12 protein-coding genes and 1 pseudogene are annotated in these 16090 nt (G+C 73.1%); 7 read left to right on the top strand and 6 right to left on the bottom strand.

Annotated features, from left to right (window positions below):
• Nucleotides 1-2: 2 nt before the first annotated feature.
• From AOM03_RS06030 to AOM03_RS06045, 4 genes are read right to left on the bottom strand one after another with little or no spacing between them, the layout of a single operon-like run.
• Nucleotides 3-761, bottom strand: a complete 759-nt coding sequence (locus AOM03_RS06030) for an iron ABC transporter ATP-binding protein (RefSeq protein WP_062379375.1) — start codon at nt 759-761, stop codon at nt 3-5.
• Nucleotides 758-1831: an iron chelate uptake ABC transporter family permease subunit gene (locus tag AOM03_RS06035; protein ID WP_062379377.1), complete on the bottom strand. Its 1074-nt coding sequence runs from the start codon at nt 1829-1831 to the stop codon at nt 758-760. Before AOM03_RS06035 ends, AOM03_RS06030 begins: the two co-directional genes overlap by 4 nt.
• 31 nt (nt 1832-1862) lie before the next feature.
• The gene (locus AOM03_RS06040; RefSeq protein ID WP_062379379.1) at nt 1863-2852 is read right to left on the bottom strand and encodes an ABC transporter permease; all 990 of its coding nucleotides are present in this window, start codon (nt 2850-2852) and stop codon (nt 1863-1865) included.
• A gap of 1 nt (nt 2853) precedes the next feature.
• The gene (locus AOM03_RS06045; RefSeq protein ID WP_062379382.1) at nt 2854-3891 is read right to left on the bottom strand and encodes a siderophore ABC transporter substrate-binding protein; all 1038 of its coding nucleotides are present in this window, start codon (nt 3889-3891) and stop codon (nt 2854-2856) included.
• A gap of 453 nt (nt 3892-4344) precedes the next feature.
• Between AOM03_RS06045 and msrB the strand changes: the two are divergent.
• Both msrB and AOM03_RS06055 read left to right on the top strand, forming a co-directional pair.
• A pseudogene (gene msrB / locus AOM03_RS06050) lies at nt 4345-4743 on the top strand (peptide-methionine (R)-S-oxide reductase MsrB); the annotation flags it as partial.
• A 95-nt stretch (nt 4744-4838) separates the two neighbouring features.
• Nucleotides 4839-5468 carry a hypothetical protein gene (locus AOM03_RS06055; protein ID WP_369345444.1) on the top strand — a complete coding sequence of 210 codons (630 nt, stop codon included), beginning with the start codon at nt 4839-4841 and terminating at the stop codon, nt 5466-5468.
• A gap of 824 nt (nt 5469-6292) precedes the next feature.
• Here AOM03_RS06055 and AOM03_RS06060 read toward each other — a convergent pair.
• Together AOM03_RS06060 and AOM03_RS06065 are read right to left on the bottom strand one after the other, a co-directional pair.
• Nucleotides 6293-7264, bottom strand: a complete 972-nt coding sequence (locus tag AOM03_RS06060) for an NUDIX hydrolase (protein ID WP_156157650.1) — start codon at nt 7262-7264, stop codon at nt 6293-6295.
• Nucleotides 7261-9510 (bottom strand): RNA degradosome polyphosphate kinase, encoded by a 2250-nt coding sequence (locus tag AOM03_RS06065; RefSeq protein ID WP_082092193.1) that lies wholly within the window; start codon nt 9508-9510, stop codon nt 7261-7263. The genes AOM03_RS06060 and AOM03_RS06065 overlap by 4 nt, the downstream gene beginning before the upstream one ends.
• Nucleotides 9511-9630: 120 nt before the next feature.
• On the opposite strand from AOM03_RS06065, the gene AOM03_RS06070 reads away from it, so the two are divergent.
• The 5 genes from AOM03_RS06070 (at nt 9631) to AOM03_RS06090 (ending at nt 16080) form a co-directional block, all read left to right on the top strand.
• Entirely contained in the window at nt 9631-10089 is a 459-nt protein-coding gene (locus AOM03_RS06070) for a GbsR/MarR family transcriptional regulator (RefSeq protein WP_062379387.1), read from the top strand.
• The gene (locus AOM03_RS06075; RefSeq protein WP_082092194.1) at nt 10086-11069 is read left to right on the top strand and encodes an ABC transporter ATP-binding protein; all 984 of its coding nucleotides are present in this window, start codon (nt 10086-10088) and stop codon (nt 11067-11069) included. The genes AOM03_RS06070 and AOM03_RS06075 overlap by 4 nt, the downstream gene beginning before the upstream one ends.
• Nucleotides 11069-12727 carry a DUF2705 family protein gene (locus tag AOM03_RS06080; protein WP_062379389.1) on the top strand — a complete coding sequence of 553 codons (1659 nt, stop codon included), beginning with the start codon at nt 11069-11071 and terminating at the stop codon, nt 12725-12727. The genes AOM03_RS06075 and AOM03_RS06080 overlap by 1 nt, the downstream gene beginning before the upstream one ends.
• 130 nt (nt 12728-12857) lie before the next feature.
• Nucleotides 12858-13715, top strand: a complete 858-nt coding sequence (locus tag AOM03_RS06085) for a phosphatase PAP2 family protein (protein ID WP_062379391.1) — start codon at nt 12858-12860, stop codon at nt 13713-13715.
• Nucleotides 13716-13998: 283 nt separating this feature from the next.
• A complete protein-coding gene (locus AOM03_RS06090) occupies nt 13999-16080 on the top strand; it encodes a S9 family peptidase (RefSeq protein ID WP_062379393.1) in 2082 nt (693 codons plus the stop codon).
• The last annotated feature ends 10 nt before the right edge of the window (nt 16081-16090 follow it).

Raw genomic sequence — 16090 nt, forward strand, 5'->3', positions numbered from 1 at the left:
CCTTAGCGGTAGTAGGCGGCGATCCGGTCCTCGCCCAGGGTATGCACGACGAACGGGGCGCCGTAGATGTGGGACAGCGCGTCCTCGGTCATCACGTCCGCCGGGGATCCGTCGCGCACCACGACGCCGTCGCGCATCGCGACGATGCGGTCGGAGTAGACGCTCGCGTAGTTGATGTCGTGCAGCACGAGCACGATGGACTTGCCCCGCTCGTCCGCGAGGCGGCGTACCAGGCGCATCAGCGCGGTCGCGTGGACCAGGTCCAGGTTGTTGAGCGGCTCGTCGAGCAGCACGTACCTGGTGTCCTGCGCGAGCACCATCGCGACGCACGCGCGCTGGCGCTGGCCGCCCGAGAGCTCGTGGATGGACCGGTGCTCGAGCTCGCCCAGGTCGCAGAAGGCGAGTGCCTCGTCGACCGCGGCCCGGCACTCCGGGGTGAGCCGGCCGCGCGAGTGCGGGTAGCGGCCGAACTCGACCAGTTCGCGCACCGTGATGCGCGCCTGCGTGTGCGTCTCCTGGCGCAGGATCGACAGCCGCCGCGCGATCTTCCGCCCCGGCGCGTTCCACACGTCGAGGCCGTCGACCGTGACGACCCCCGCATCGGCCCCCAGGACCCGGCTCACCATCGACAGGAGCGTCGACTTCCCGGCGCCGTTGGCGCCGATGATCGAGGTGACGCCCGAGTCGGGCAGTTCGAGGGTCACCCCGTCGACCACGACCTGCCGGCCGTAGGACTTGGTGAGCGAGTCGATCGTGATCATGAGCGGGCCTCCTTGACCAGCAGCCACAGGAACCAGGTGCCGCCCACGAGGGCGACGAGCGAGCCGACCGTGCCGTTGAACCGCAGCACGTGCTGCAGGACGGTCTGCGCCGTGACGAGCGCCGCGACCGCGACGAGCGCCGCCGCGACCATGTTGACGCGGTGGCGATACGTGCGCGTGAGGCGGTACGCGAGGTTCGCGACCACCACGCCCAGGAACGTCAGCGGCCCGACGAGCGCGGTGGACGCCGCGACCAGCAGGGCGACGATCCCCATCGCGAGGGTGACCGTGCGCCGGTAGTCGACGCCCAGTCCGATCGCGCGCTCGCGGCCCAGCGTGAGCACGTCGAGGCGCGGCGCGAGCCACCAGGCGGCCCCGCCGCACAGGGCGAGCAGCGCCGCGGCGGTCGCGAGCAGGCGGAGGTCGACGGCGGTGAAGGACGCGAACAGGTCCGACATGAGCGCGTCGTACTGATTCGGGTCCATGGTGCGCAGCAGGAACGACGTGAGCGAGCCGAACAGCGTCCCGCCGATGACGCCCACGAGCAGCAGCGTGTACAGCCCGCGCGAGCCGTCGCCGATGAGCCACCGGTACAGCACCAGCGCGAGCCCCGTCATGAGCAGCGTGTTCGCGGCGAACGCGCCCACCGGCCCCAGCACCGCGGACGCGCTGTTCCCGGTCGCCGTCACCACGGACGCGGCCGCGAGCACGTACAGCGAGTCCATACCCATGATCCCGGGCGTGAGGATGCGGTTGTGGGTGATGGTGTGGAACACCACCGTCGACACGGCGATGGCCGCGCCCACGACGGCGAGCGCGCCCAGCGTGGCCGCGCGCCGCGGCAGCGCGAAGTCCCAGTGCCCGTCGACGCCGTAGGTGAGGAACGCCGCGGATGCGGCGAGCGCGATCAGCGTGAGGATTCCCAGGACGAGGCGCGTGCGGCCCGCCCGGGGACGATGCGGTGCCTGGGCGGTCGCCGCGGCGACCTGGCCTGTGGGGTCGGCCGGGCCGCCCGGGCGAGGGGAGGCCGGGGCGGGGGAGCCCGCCGGGGTGACCGGTGCATCGTCCATGGTCGCGCCCCTTCCGGGCCGTGCGGCGACGTCAAGCGGAGGCATAGCGATTCCCCTTCCTCAGTACGAGCACGAGGAACGCGCCGGCGCCGAGCACGCCCACGATGGTGCCCACGGGCACCTCGTACGGGTGGATGATCAGGCGGCCGACGATGTCGCACGCGAGCACGAGCGCGGCGCCGCCCAGGGCCGTCGCGGGCAGGGTGCGGCGCAGGTTGTCTCCCGCGATGAGCGTGACGACGTTGGGGACGATGAGCCCCAGGAACGGGATCGCGCCCACGGTGGTGACCACGACGGCCGTGGTGAAGGCCGTGATCGCGAGACCGGCGCCCAGGATGAGGCGGTAGGGCACGCCGATGCTCGTCGCGAAGGCCTCGCCCATGCCGGCCGCGGTGAGCTGGCGCGCGAACGCGTACGCGAGGACGGCGGCGGCGCCCGCGAGCCACAGGGTCTCGTAGCGGCCCTGGAGGACGCCGGAGAAGTCGCCGTTCATCCACACGCTGATGGCCTGGGTGAGGTTGGCGCGGTAGGCGAGGAGCTCGGCGAGGGCGCCGAAGATCGCGCCCAGCATGATGCCCAGCAGCGGCACCATCATGGGGTCCGGCAGGCGCAGGCGCTGGATGAGGCCCACGAACAGCGCGGTGCCGGCGAGGGCGAACACGGTCGCGACGCCGATCTTCGCGAGCACCGGCGCGGAGGCGAAGAACAGGAGCGCGACCACCAGGCCCAGCCCGGCCGCCTCGATGGTGCCGGCGGTGCTGGGGGAGACGAAGCGGTTGCGCGTGAGGTGCTGCATGATGAGGCCCGCGACCGCCATCGCCGCACCCGTGAGGATGAGCGCGAGCGTGCGCGGGATGCGCGACACCGTGACCACCTGGAGCTGCGCGGGGTCGGACCAGAGCGTGGACAGGTCGAGGGTCGCGGCGCCGACCAGCAGCGAGACGCCCCCGAGCACGACGACGGCTGCCGCCGCCGCCCAGGGGGCGACGGCGGCAGCGCGCGTGCGGGTGGGAGCCGTCACGTCAGCCGACGAGCTCCGCGACCTCGTCGAGCACGGTGTCGAGGGCCGTGAGGCCGCCGAAGGAGAGGTACCACGACGGGGTGTCGACGAATGCGATGGCGCCGGTCTGGCCCGCGGACGTGCCGTTGACCAGGGCGTTGTCCATGAGCACCTGGGCGCTGTCGCCCTCGCGGCCGATCGCGGCGTCGCGGTCGAGCACCACGATCATGTCGGGGTCGACCTCCGCGATGTACTCGTAGGAGACGGCGTCGCCGTGGGTGTCGATGGCGATCTGGTCGGTCGCCGGCTCGACGCCCAGCCAGGTGTAGAAGAAGTCGAAGCGGCCGTCCTCGGCGGCGCCGTAGGCGCTCACCTTGCCGCCGGTGGTGAGGAGCACCAGGCCGGTGCCCGCGTCGGCGGCGTCCGCCTTGATCGCCGCGGCCTCCTCCTCGATCGCGGCGAGCGCCGCGTCGGCCTCCTCCGCGACGTCGAAGATCGCGCCGACGGTGGCGACGTTGCGGTCGAGGCTCGCGAGGAACGCGTCCGTGCCGCGGTCGAAGCTGAGGTCGATCGCGGGCGCGATCTTCTCCATCTCCGGCAGGGTCTCCGCGGAGCGGCCGCCCACGATGATGAGGTCCGGCTCCGCGGCGTTGATCGCCTCGTAGTCCGGCTCGAAGAGCGTGCCGCCGTTGGTGGTGGTCTCCGTGTAGGGCTCGAGGTACCCCGGCATCGCGTGGTGGGGGATGACGACGACCGCGTCGCCCAGGCCCAGCGTGTCGAGCGTGTCGAGGATGGCGTGCTCGAAGACCACCACGCGCGTGGGGTTCGTGGGGACGGTGACGTCGCCCGTCGCGGTGGCGACGGTGACCTCGGCGGCGGTCTCGGTGGTCTCCGCGGTGTCGGCGGCCTCCGTGGTCGTCTCCTGGGCCGCGGACTCGGTGGTCGCGGCGGCGTCGGCCGCGTCGGCGGCGGTGGTGGCCTCGCCCGAGGCGCACGCGGCGAGCGCGAGGGTGGCCAGGAGGGCGAGGGCGGACGCGCGCGGCAGGCGTGCGAGGGACATGGTTCTCCTTTGAGGACGTGTGACAGAGGGCGACGTCGTGTGAGGTCAGGCTTGCCTTACCTCGGGCCGGGATTAACGCTAGTGATTCGTTGCGTAATGTCAAGCCGGATCGTCCGGCGGGCCGGGATGGCGCGCCCTTCCCAGCCGCCGCATCGGTCCCGGCCGGGCCGCCCCATCGTCCACTGCGGCGCCCCCGCCGGGCCGCCGCATCGTCCCTTGCCGGACCGCCGCATCGTCCCCGGCCGGGAACAAATCCGGCCGTGCGAGCGTCTTTCGGGGTGTACCCACCACGGCGCGACGCCGCGTGGGGCGCTCGACAGAGACCGCGTGGCGTCCGACCTCCATCCCCCCTCAGAGGTCGGGCGCCACGCGTTGTCTCGGGGCGCGCGTTGTCCACCGGCCGCGGGGCCGGAAGGGGCGGCGCGCGTACCCTGGACCCCGGAAGGAGGCCCCATGAGCCCCGACAGGATCGTGAAGACGGACGCGGAGTGGCGCGCGCAGCTCACCGACCTCGAGTTCTCCGTGCTGCGCGAGGCCGGCACCGAGCGGCCGTGGACCGGCGAGCTGATCGACGAGAAGCGCGATGGCGTGTTCCGCTGCCGCGCGTGCGGCGCGCAGCTGTTCCCGTCCGGCACCAAGTTCGACTCGCACTGCGGCTGGCCCAGCTTCTACGACGCGGAGGAGGGCGCGGTCACCCTGCACGAGGACGTCTCGCACGGCATGGTCCGCACCGAGGTGCGCTGCGCCGCATGCGACTCGCACCTGGGGCACGTGTTCCCCGACGCGCCGCAGACTCCCACGGGCGACCGGTTCTGCATCAACTCCGTGTCGCTGACCTTCGAGACGGCGGGCGAGGCCGCGGGCCACGACGCGGGCGAGGTGCCCTACGCCGCGGGCGAGGGCTTCGCGGACCCGGCCACCGGCCCCTACGGGAAGATCGACTGAGCGTGGCCGAACCCCGCTACCGCCGCCCGGCGATGCTCGACATGGAGATGGCCGACCAGATCGAGGGCGACATCGACCCTGCCGACCGGGCGCTCATCGCGCACGAGACGGCCGCCGCGATCGTGGGTCAGGCGCGCGAGTCGGGCGATCCGGAGTTGGTGGGGCGGCTGGTGCGGCTGGTCGACGAGGAGGGCATCGACACCGTCGCGATGCTGTGGTCGCGGGCCGATGCCCACACCCTGCCCGGCGCGCTGTGGCGCATCTACATGATCCGCGAGTGGGTCAAGCACGACGCGGAGATGGTCGCGCGCTCGTACCACCACGGCGTGCAGGCCGCGCACGTGCGCCACGCGATCGCCGGGGTCGAGGACCCGCCCGGGCCGGACGAGGTGCGGTCCCTGGCCGACTCGGTGCTGTCGGGCGTGTTCAGCGGCGATCTCGCGGTCGCGCTCGAGCGTGCGGGGGCGTTCTGCCGCGTGGTCGCCACGGGCGCCGCGTTCGAGGCACAGTCCGACGAGGGGCACGCCGACGCGCGGGCCCACCGCACGACCATGCGCGCGGCGCAGCTGCTGCGCACCGGCGAGGACCTCGAGAAGTGCGCCGCCATGTGGCGCGAGGACCGGCTGGACTGACGGCTGCGGGCGGCGTGATCCCGCTCGCGCGACCGGCTTGCGTCCGAGCGGCTGGCCTGTGAGCGGCTTGGCTGTGAGCGGCTTGCGTGCGCGCGGCTTGTCTGCGGGCGGCTGGCCTGTGAGCGGCTTGCGTGCGCGTTCGTGCGCCGTCGTCCGCCTCTTCGGCCGGCGGGATGACCCGCGGAAGCGTGCCCCCGAGTCCGTGATCCGACCCCCGATCGGGGCGCCGAGCGTAGCCCATCCACGGGTGGTTCGCGGGGTCTCGTAACAGGCGTATGGTGGGGGTCAGACGTCGGACCGCGGCAGCCCCGGGCTCCAACACTTGCCGCCTCGAGCGGCCTTAGCGCCGACTGGCGCTCCACGGTCCGGCGTCGCTTTCTGCCCCGGCTCGCGCGCTGCCTTCTTCCGCCGCTCGCACGATGTGTTCTGCCCCGGCCCGCGCGCCGCGTTCTGCCCCGGCCGCCGCGCCGCGCGCTGCGAGGTTCTCAGTGCCCGTTTTGGCACTTTTTGGGCACTCAGCACCTCGTGGGGCGCACTCGGCAATGCGGCGGGCACTCAGCGCCTCACGGGGCGCGGCCGGCGATGCGGCGGGCACTCAGCGCCTCACGAGGCGCACCCGGCGATGCGGCGGGCACTCAGCACCTCGCGGGGAGCGCCGCGCCCAGGACGTGGAGCGCCGGCCCCATTGTGCGCACGCGCCGCCGCGCCACAGCGGACACTCCGCACGGACTCGAGTCCGACACGCCGCGCACTGACCCCGTTTCGCCTCCCGCGACCGGCGTGTCGGCGGGCATTCCGTGCGCAGTGTCCAGAGCGCTGCGCGGTCAGACGTGGATCTTCAGCAGGTGCGACTCCACCGCGATGACCTCGGGGCCGTCCTCCGTGTCCCGCACGTGCGCGACCAGCACGCCGCCGGCGGGCAGGAACGGGTTGCGGCGGGGCAGGGCGCCGCGCGTGAAGGGCCGCACGGCCGCGCGCAGCAGCCCGATGAGGGTGGGCAGCGTGGGCCGATGCACGCACACCGCCCGAGCGTGGGGCCGCCCCAGCAGCGTGGCGTAGCGCTCGCCGGCGGCCTCGGGATCCTCCGCGTGCGCCTCCTCGGTGATCTCCTCGCGCAGCCGCACCTCCACGCCGATCGCCTCCGCGTACGGCGTCACGGTATCGACGCAGCGCTTCGCGGGCGAGGAGTCCACCTTGGTGATCCCGAAGCACGCGAGCAGCGGGACGAGCGCGTACGACCGCGGATACCCGGTGGGGGCCAGGGGCCGCGAGAGGTCGTCCCGGTGCCACGCCTTGCGCCGGGTGGCGCGGGCGTGCCGCACCACCGCGAAGGGCCGGGTCTCGAGGCGCCCGAACTCGTACGCCGTCGCCAGCGCGGCGAGCGGCCGCAGGTCGTCCGGGAAGGTGATGGTGCGGTGCGCCTCCTCGAGGGTGAGCCACCGCATCCGGTCGATCTCGTGCTTGGGCGCCGGCTTGTACGGCGGCCGCGCGGCCAGCGCGGGCGCGTCCGGTGCCATCACCTGCGCGGCCCAGTACTTGACCACCTTCTGCTTGTCCCCCACGGGATAGCGGATGGTGGGCAGCGGCTGGCCCAGCTGCACCTGGAGGCCGGTCTCCTCGGCCACCTCGCGCACCGCGCATTCGGCCATGGACTCGCCCTTGTCGAGCTTGCCCTTGGGCCACGACCAGTCGTTGTACCGGGGACGATGCACGGCGAGCACCTGGAACTCGCCGTCCATCACCCTCCACACCAGGGCTCCGCCGGCGACGACGGAGCCCGGGGGGTGGTGGCTCACTTGCCCTTGGCCCGCCTCTTGGGCTGGCGCTTGATGTACGTCTCCTGCATGTCGCGCAGGCGGCGGCCCTCGCCGTCGGTGACGGTGCGGTCCCAGCCGCCGTCCTCGCCCAGCTCCCAGCCGGTGACCTGGTGGCTCATCGCCATGTCGATGTTCTCGACCAGCAGCGCCTTCTGCTGCGGGTCCACCACCGTGATGAGCGCCTCGATGCGGCGGTCCAGGTTGCGGTGCATCAGGTCCGCCGAGCCGATGTACACCTCGGCGTCGCCGTCGTTCGCGAACGCGTAGATGCGCGAGTGCTCGAGAAAGCGGCCCAGGATGGAGCGCACGCGCACGTTGTCGGACATGCCCGGCACCCCGGGGCGGACGGCGCAGATGCCGCGCACGTTGACGTCCACCTTCACGCCCGCCCGCGAGGCGCGGTAGAGCGCGTCGATGATCTTCTCGTCCACCGCGGAGTTGACCTTGATCTTGACCCAGGCCTCCTTGCCCTCGGCGGCGTTGCGGGCCTCGCGCTCGATGCGCTCGATGAGGCCCGAGCGCACGCTGACCGGCGCGACCAGCAGGCGGCGGAACTTCGCCTTGGGCGCGTAGCCCGACAGCTGGTTGAACAGCTTGGTGAGGTCCGAGCCGACGTCGGGGTCCTTGGTGAGCAGGCCGTAGTCCTCGTACAGGCGTGCGGTCTTGGGGTGGTAGTTGCCCGTGCCCACGTGGCAGTAGCGGTGCAGGCCGTCCTTCTCCTGGCGCACCACGAGCGACAGCTTGCAGTGCGTCTTGAGGCCGACGAGGCCGTACACCACGTGCACGCCCGCCTCCTCGAGCTTGCGCGCCCAGGAGATGTTGCGCTGCTCGTCGAAGCGCGCCTTGATCTCCACCAGGGCGAGCACCTGCTTGCCCGCGTGCGCCGCCTCGATGAGGGAGTCGACGATGGGCGAGTCGCCCGAGGTGCGGTAGAGCGTCTGCTTGATGGCGAGCACCTGCGGGTCGGCCGCGGCCTGCGCGAGGAACGACTGCACCGAGGTGGAGAACGAGTCGTACGGGTGGTGCAGCAGCACGTCGTTGCGCGTGATCGCGTCGAACAGGTTCTGCTCGTCCGCCGTCTCGACGGGCGCGAGCTTGTGGTGCGTCGTGGGACGGAACGACGGGTACTGCAGCGCCGGCCGGTCCAGGTCCGCGATGAGGTTGAGGCCCGTGAGGTCGAGCGGCGCGGGCAGCTCGAACACGTCGTTCTCGGTGATGCCCAGCTCGCGCACCAGCAGCTCGCGCACGTGCTCCGGGAGGTCGTCCGCGATCTCGAGGCGCACGGCGGGGCCGAAGCGGCGGCGCAGCAGCTCCTTCTCCATGGCCTTGAGGAGGTTCTCCGCGTCGTCCTCCTCGACTTCGACGTCCTCGTTGCGCGTGACGCGGAAGGTGTAGTGGTCCACCACCTCCATGCCCGGGAACAGGTAGTCGAGGTGGGCGGCGATGACGTCCTCGAGCGGCACGAACGAGCGGGGCTCGTCGGAGAGGGACGATGCATCGGTCACCTGGCCCACGTGGCCCGTCGCGTCGACGGACAGGAAGCGGGGGAGGGTCTCCGGCACCTTGACGCGGGCGAAGTGGTCCTTGCCCGTGTCGGGGTTGCGGATCTCGACGGCCAGGTTGAGCGACAGGCCGGAGATGTACGGGAACGGGTGCGCCGGGTCGACCGCAAGCGGCGTGAGGACCGGGAAGATGTCCGAGCGGTAGAGCTTGCGCAGGCGGTTCTGCTCCGACTCGTGGAGGTCGTCGTAGCGCACGATGTTGATGCCCTCGTTCGCGAGCGCGGGACGCACCTGCTCCTCGAACACCTCGGCGTGGCGGTCCATGATCTCGTGGGCGCGCTCGACGATGGCCTCCATCTGGCGCGTCGCGCTCATGCCGGTCGCGGACGGCACCGCGAGGCCGGCGGCGATGCGGCGCTTGAGGCCGGCCACGCGCACCATGAAGAACTCGTCCAGGTTGGACGCGAAGATCGCGAGGAAGCGCGCGCGCTCGAGCAGCGGCGTGTGGGGGTCCTCGGCGAGGTCGAGCACCCGCTCGTTGAACGCGAGCCACGACAGCTCGCGGTCCAGGTAGCGGTCGTCGGGGAGCTCGGCCGGCGGCTCGTCGTCCTCGAACTCGACCGTCGGCACCGCGAAGGTCTCGTCGGGCGCCTCGACGGGCGCGGCGTCGGGGGCGGGGGCGGGCGCCGGGGCGGCGTCGTTGATCTCGAGAGGCTCGCTCATGCGCCCATAGTTCCATGCCCGGGGCGGCGCCGTCGCCTCCCGCGGCCCGACAGGGAACCGCGTTCACCTTGCCGTCACCTTGCCGACTTCGAAAGTTTCAGGCATTATTGAAAAATGCCGATGACGGAGCAGCAGCACGCCTACGTCGACCGGGTCGCGACCTACTTCTCGATCCTGGGCTCCTCGCGGGCGTGGAGCGAGATCCTCGCGTGGCTCATGATCTGCGACCCGCCCCATCAGAGCCAGGCGCAGATCCAGGAGTCGCTGTCCCTGAGCGCCGGCACCGTGTCGACGCAGCTGCGCTCGCTCGTCGAGATCGAGTTCGCCGAGCCGGTGCGCCTGCAGGGGGAGCGGGTGCAGTACTACCGCCTGCGCCCCGGCGCGTGGCAGCGCGTCATGACATCGGAGATGGGACGGATCGCGGCGCTCAAGGAGCTCGCGATCGCCGGCGAGGACGTGCTCCCCGCCGAGCGTCCCGAACGCATCACGGAGCTCCGCGCCGTCGCGGAGTTCTTCGAGCGCGAGTGGCCCAGCCTGCTCGCGCGCATGAATGAGTCTTTGGAGAAGGGAACACCATGACCACCGCCCCCGCCATCGAGACCGTCGGCCTCACCAAGCGCTTCGGGGACTTCACCGCCGTCGACCAGGTCTCGCTCACCATCGAGCGGGGCGAGGTCTTCGGCTTCCTGGGCCCCAACGGCGCGGGCAAGTCGACCACCATCCGGTGCCTGCTCGACCTCATCCGCGCGTCGGAGGGCGAGTGCCGCATCGCCGGCCTCGACTCCCGCCGCGACGCGGTCGAGATCCGCCGCCACCTGGGCTTCCTCCCCTCCGACCTCGCGCTCTACCCCAACCTCACCGGCCGCGAGACCCTGCAGTTCCTCGCCAACCTGCGCGGCGGCGTCGACTGGGCGTGGGTCGACGAGCTCGCGCGCCGCTTCGACGCCGAGCTCACCAAGAAGGTGGGCGAGCTCTCCAGCGGCAACCGCCAGAAGGTGGGCCTCATCCAGGCCTTCATGAACCGCCCCGAGGTGGTCATCCTCGACGAGCCCATCACGGGCCTCGACCCGCTGGTCCAGCTCGAGTTCCACGACCTCATGCGCGAGCACGCCGCCGCCGGCAACACGGTGTTCCTGTCCAGCCATACCCTGTCGGAGGTCGAGCGCGTCGCCGACCGCGTGGGGTTCATCCGCCGCGGCCGCCTCATCGCGGTCGAGCGCATGAGCGAGCTTCAGGAGAAGGCGCTGCGCTCGGTCACGCTCGAGTTCGCCGAGCCCGTCCCGGCCGCCGCCTTCGACGGGGTCGAGGGCGTGCACACCGTCTCCGCGGACGGCGCGACCGTGACCGCGCAGTACGAGGGCTCCATGGGCCCCCTGCTGCGCGTCGCCACCGCGCACGACGTCCTGTCCTTGTCCTCCGCGACGGTGGACCTCGACGAGATGTTCCTGCAGTTCTACCGGGGCGAGGTCGAGGAGGCCGACGCCCGCGCCGGCGCGCCCGCCCAGGCGGGCGGCGCGTCCGACCCGGCCCCCGCATCGTCCCCCGCGGAGCGTGCGTGATGCTGGGCAGCCTCTATCTCAAGTCCGTCCGGGACCGGTGGCTGGGCGCCCTCATCGGCGTGGGGTCGCTGTGGCTGGTCGCGGTCTTCGGCATGTGGGCGTACTCCGGCATCGGGGACGATGCGGTGGACTTCTTCGACCAGATGCCCGAGTTCTACTCGACCCTGGTGGGCATCAGCGGGGACGCGGGCGTCACCGGCCTCATGATGTCGATGATGTTCAACTTCCTGGGCCCGTTCGTGGTGGCCGGGATCGCCGTCTCGATGGGCGCCGCCGCGATCGCGGGCGAGGAGCGCGACGGCACCATGAACGTGCTCACCACCGCGCCGCGCTCGCGCTCGCGCCTGTACGCGTCGAAGTCCGCGGCCGCGCTCACCATCGCGCTGGCCGTCAACCTGCTCGCGTGGCTGGGCTACGTGGGCACCGTGCTGCTGTTCGGCGAGACCGCCCAGGGCGTCAACGTGGGCGCCGCGACCCTGCACGTCCTGGTCGTGTCCCTGCTCTACGGCGCGGTCGCGCTCGCGATCGGCGCCGCGACGGGGCAGCAGCAACTCGCCTCCGGCATCGGCACCGCGTTCCTGGTGGTCTCCTTCCTCGCGTCCGGCCTGCTGCCGCTGGTCGAGGGCGCGGAGGACTGGGCGAAGATCTTCCCCTGGCACTACATCGGGGCCTCGCAGCCGCTGGTCGACGGCGCCGACTGGCCGCAGCTCGCCGTCCTCGCCGCCGTCACGGCCGCGATCTGGCTCGTGGGCTGGGCGGCGCTGGTGCGCCGCGACCTGCGCTCCGGCGAGGGGCGGCTGTCGATCGTGGCGCGCCTGCAGGACGACGCGCGGGTCGCCCGGGTGCTCGAGCTCCTGCGCGGCCGCGGCTCCACGCGCGGGCTGCTGGGCATGGCGGTGAGCGACTCGCGCGCCGTGCTCATGGTCGCCGGCGGCGGCATGTTCGCGATGATGGTGGTGATGGGGCCGCTGTTCAACGCGGTCTCGGACGTGGTGGGCACCTTCGCGGACGCGTTCCCGGACGAGATCATGGCGATGGTGGGCTTCGCCGACTACTCCCGGCCCGAGGGCTGGTACCACGGTGAGGGGTTGTCGATCCTGGCGCCCGTCGCGGTGGGCGTGGTCGCGATCGGCGCGGGCGCCGCGCTCGCGGGCGAGGAGCGCCGGCGCACCATCTCGACGCTGCTGGGCGGGGCGCCCCTGTCCCGCGCCGCCGTCGCGTGGCGGCGCGCGCTCGCGACGCTCGTCGTGTCCGCGGCCGTCGCGGCGCTCACCGCGGCCGGCATCGCCGCGGGCAACGCGATCGGCGGGCTCGACATGTCGTACGCGCGCATCGCCGCCACGGGCGTGCTGCTGTGGGGCCTGGGCGCGGTGCTCGGCGCGGCCGCCTTCCTGGCCGGCGCCGTCACCGGCCAGCCGCGCATCGCGGTGGGCGCGGGCACGGGCGTCGCGATCGTCGGCTGGGCGCTCACGGCCTTCGCCGCGGTGAACGATGCGCTCGAGCCCCTCGCCCGCGTCTCGCCCTTCTACTACGTCACCTGGGAGTTCCCGCTCGACAACGGCCTGTACTGGTACCAGCCCGTGGTGCTGTTCGGGGCGGCCGCGGTGCTCGCCGCGATCGGCGTGGGGGCGTACGCGCGGCGCGACCTGCGCGGCTGACGTCCGGGGGCCGGGACGCGCGGCCCGTGGGGTGCGCGTCCCGTGGGGTGCGCGTCCCGTGGGGTGCGCGTCCCGCCCCCCCCTGCGCGGCGCCCCGGCCCGTCGCCGGGGCGCCGCCTAGGGTGGGCGCATGAAGGTCCGCCTCCGCCCCGCCGATGCGCTCGTCGCCCTCTGGCCCGCCCTCGCCCTGGTGGCGCTGGGCGGCTGGGGGTTCTTCGCCCTGCTGGGTCGCGTGCGCGACGGCGAGGGCCTCGCGCTGCTCGACCAGCCGCTGGTCGAGTGGATCGCCGAGGGCACGCCCGAGTCCGCCGCCACCGCGCTCGACGCGGTGACCGTGGTGCTCGGGTGGGTCATCCTGCCCGCCCTCGTGGTGGTCATCGCCGGCGTGTGGTGGTGGGCGACGCGCTCGTGGTGGCACCCGGCGCTGCTGCTGGGCGCGATGGGCCTCGCGCTCGGGCTCGAGGCGCTGGTGACGTGGGCGGTCGCTGCCCCCGGGCCCGGTGACGGCCTCGCCGAGGTGCCCGGCTACGAGGTCGCCGGATCCTTCCCGTCGTGGCACTCCATCGGCGCGGCGACGCTCGTGCTGGTGGCGGGCTACCTGCTGTGGCACGACAACGAGGAGGGCGGCTGGCGCCTGGGGGCGTGGGCCGCGCTCGCGCTCGGGCTGCTCGTGGCGGTCGCCGGCGGGCACATCTACCAGGGCGAGCCGTTCCTCGCGGACGTGCTCGGCGGCACCTGCGTCGCGCTCGTGGTGCTCGGCGCGGTCGTGGCCGTCGAGCGCTGGCGCGACCTCGCGCTCGAGCTCGTGGACCCGCCGGTGCGGCCGTCCGCGCTGGGCGACGAGCCCGCGGACGTGCTGCCGTGGGCCGCGCAGCAGGCGCGCCTGGACCGGGCCGACGCGGAGGCCGATGCGGACGCGGCGGCGGACGCGGAGGCGGCGGCGGACTCCGAGGCTCAGGCGGGCAGCGACGTGGACCCGGCCCGCTGAGCGGGCCCGGAAACCGACCCGCCCCCAGAAACACAGGCCCCCAGAAGCGCAGGCCCCCAGAAACACAGGCCCCCAGAAACACAGGTGCCCAGATACACAGGTGCCCAGATACACAGGTGCCCCGGGCGGCGGTCGCGCTGGGGGGCACCGCGACCGCTCCGCCCGGGGACGTTCTGTGTCAGGGATCGCGCGCTGGCGCGGTGACCCGACTACACGAGTGTAATGGTGTTTCACGCCTGTCGGCAACAGGGGAGCGGCCGTGTCTCGGGGTACCGTGGCGGGCATGTCCGAGCGCGCCTTCACCGACCTGTCCGAGTTCATCGCGATCCCCCGCGTCGAGGCGGTCGCCCTCTCTCCCGACGGCACCCGCGCGGTGCTCACCGTCGCCACCCTGAGCGAGGACGCCACGTCCTACGAGCGGGCCCTCTGGGAGACCCCCGCGGACGGCTCGGGCGCCCCGCGCCGCCTCACGCGCTCGGTCAAGGGCGAGGGTGGCGCGCAGTTCACGGCCGCCGGCGACGTCCTGTTCGTCTCGGCGAGGGACGATGCGGAGGTCAAGGACGAGGCCTCGGCCCAGCTCTGGCTGCTGCCGGCCGGGGGCGGCGAGGCCCGCCCCGTCACGCGCCTCGCGGGCGGCGCCGGCGGCGTCGCCGCCGTGGCGCGCGAGGGCTCGCGCGTGGTCATCGAGGCCAGCCTGATGCCGTCGGCGACCACGCTCGAGGACGACGCGCGCATCCGCGCGGACCGCAAGAAGCGCAAGGTCGACGCGATCCTCCACTCGACCTACCCCGTGCGCCACTGGGACCACGACCTGGGCCCGGCCGAGCCGCACCTGTTCGCCCTCGACCTCGCCGACCTCGACGAGTCGATCCCCGCCCGCAAGGACGCGGCGGCGAAGGACACGCCCGCCGACGCATCGTCCCCCTACCCGGCCCACCTGCCGCGCCCCACGGATCTCACCCCCGGCCGCGGCCGCGCGGGCGACCACTCCGGCGTCGCCGCGACCCCCGACGGCGCGACGGTCGTGGCGGCGCTCGAGGTGCCCGAGGGGCGCTCGCAGCGCACCCGCCTGGTGTCCATCGACGTCGCGACGGGCGCGCACACCGTGCTGCGCGACGAGCCGCGCGTCGACTTCGGCACGCCCCGCGTCTCCCCGGACGGCGACGTCCTGGTCTACGTCCGCACCCCCAAGTCCACCTCGGACGGCCCGCGCGACGCCGAGCTGTGGGCGTGCGCTCTCGACGGCTCCGCGCCGCGCCGCCTCGCGCAGGGCTGGGACCGCTGGGTCTCCGAGCTCGCGTTCGCGCCGGCCGGCGACGCGCTCGTCGCGACCGCCGACCACGACGGCCGCTGCCCGCTGTTCCTCATCCCCCTCGACGGCGGCGCACCCACCCGCCTCACCGAGGACGACTTCGGCTACGCCTCGATCAACGTCGACCGCGCCACCGGCGAGGTGGTCGCGCTGCGCTCGACCTACGCCCAGGCGCCGCACCCCGTGCGCGTGGCCCTCGACGGCACCGTCACCGAACTCGCCTCCCCGGCCCCCGCGCCCGAGGTGCCCGGCACGCTCACCGAGGTCGAGGCCACGGCCGCCGACGGGACCCGCGTCCGGGCCTGGCTCGTCCTGCCCGAGGGGGCCGATGCATCGTCCCCCGCGCCCCTGCTGCTGTGGATCCACGGCGGGCCCATGAACTCGTGGAACGGTTGGTCGTGGCGCTGGTGCGCGCAGCTGGCCGCCGCGCGCGGCTACGCCGTGCTGCTGCCGGACCCGGCGCTGTCGACCGGGTACGGGCTCGACTTCATCGGCCGCGGCTGGAACAGCTGGGGCGACAGGCCGTTCACGGACCTCATGGCCATCACCGATGCGGCGGTCGCCCGCGAGGACGTCGACGGGTCGCGCACGGCGGCCATGGGCGGCTCCTTCGGCGGCTACATGGCCAACTGGATCGCGGGCCACACGGACCGCTTCGACGCGATCGTCACGCACGCGAGCCTGTGGGCCATGGACCAGTTCGGGCCCACCACGGACCACGCCGACTACTGGCAGGAGATCTTCACGCCGGAGGGCGCCCTGGAGAACTCCCCGCACCGGTTCGTCGACCGCATCACCACGCCGATGCTGGTGATCCACGGGGACAAGGACTACCGGGTGCCCATCGGCGAGGGGCTGCGCCTGTGGGCCGAGCTCAACGAGCACTCCGCGGACGAGGACGGCGCCACGCCGCACCGCTTCCTCTACTTCCCCAACGAGAACCACTGGGTGCTCGCGCCGCAGCACGCGATCGTCTGGTACGAGACGGTGTTCGCGTTCCTGGGCGAGCACGTGCTGCACCACGTGCCCGAGCACCCCGCCGTGCTGGGGTAGCCCTCGGGCC

Origin of the sequence: Demequina pelophila (genome assembly GCF_000971175.1) — a bacterium.
GTDB classification, from domain to species: Bacteria; Actinomycetota; Actinomycetes; order Actinomycetales; family Demequinaceae; genus Demequina; species Demequina pelophila.

Bases quoted from the DNA above. Each gene is read 5' to 3' on its own strand.
- AOM03_RS06030 (WP_062379375.1), bottom strand. From the start codon at position 761: ATGATCACGATCGACTCGCTCACCAAGTCCTACGGCCGGCAGGTCGTG.
- AOM03_RS06035 (WP_062379377.1), bottom strand. From the start codon at position 1,831: ATGGACGATGCACCGGTCACCCCGGCGGGCTCCCCCGCCCCGGCCTCC.
- AOM03_RS06045 (WP_062379382.1), bottom strand. From the start codon at position 3,891: ATGTCCCTCGCACGCCTGCCGCGCGCGTCCGCCCTCGCCCTCCTGGCC.
- AOM03_RS06065 (WP_082092193.1), bottom strand. From the start codon at position 9,510: ATGAGCGAGCCTCTCGAGATCAACGACGCCGCCCCGGCGCCCGCCCCC.
- AOM03_RS06070 (WP_062379387.1), top strand. From the start codon at position 9,631: ATGACGGAGCAGCAGCACGCCTACGTCGACCGGGTCGCGACCTACTTC.
- AOM03_RS06075 (WP_082092194.1), top strand. From the start codon at position 10,086: ATGACCACCGCCCCCGCCATCGAGACCGTCGGCCTCACCAAGCGCTTC.
- AOM03_RS06080 (WP_062379389.1), top strand. From the start codon at position 11,069: ATGCTGGGCAGCCTCTATCTCAAGTCCGTCCGGGACCGGTGGCTGGGC.
- AOM03_RS06085 (WP_062379391.1), top strand. From the start codon at position 12,858: ATGAAGGTCCGCCTCCGCCCCGCCGATGCGCTCGTCGCCCTCTGGCCC.
- AOM03_RS06090 (WP_062379393.1), top strand. From the start codon at position 13,999: ATGTCCGAGCGCGCCTTCACCGACCTGTCCGAGTTCATCGCGATCCCC.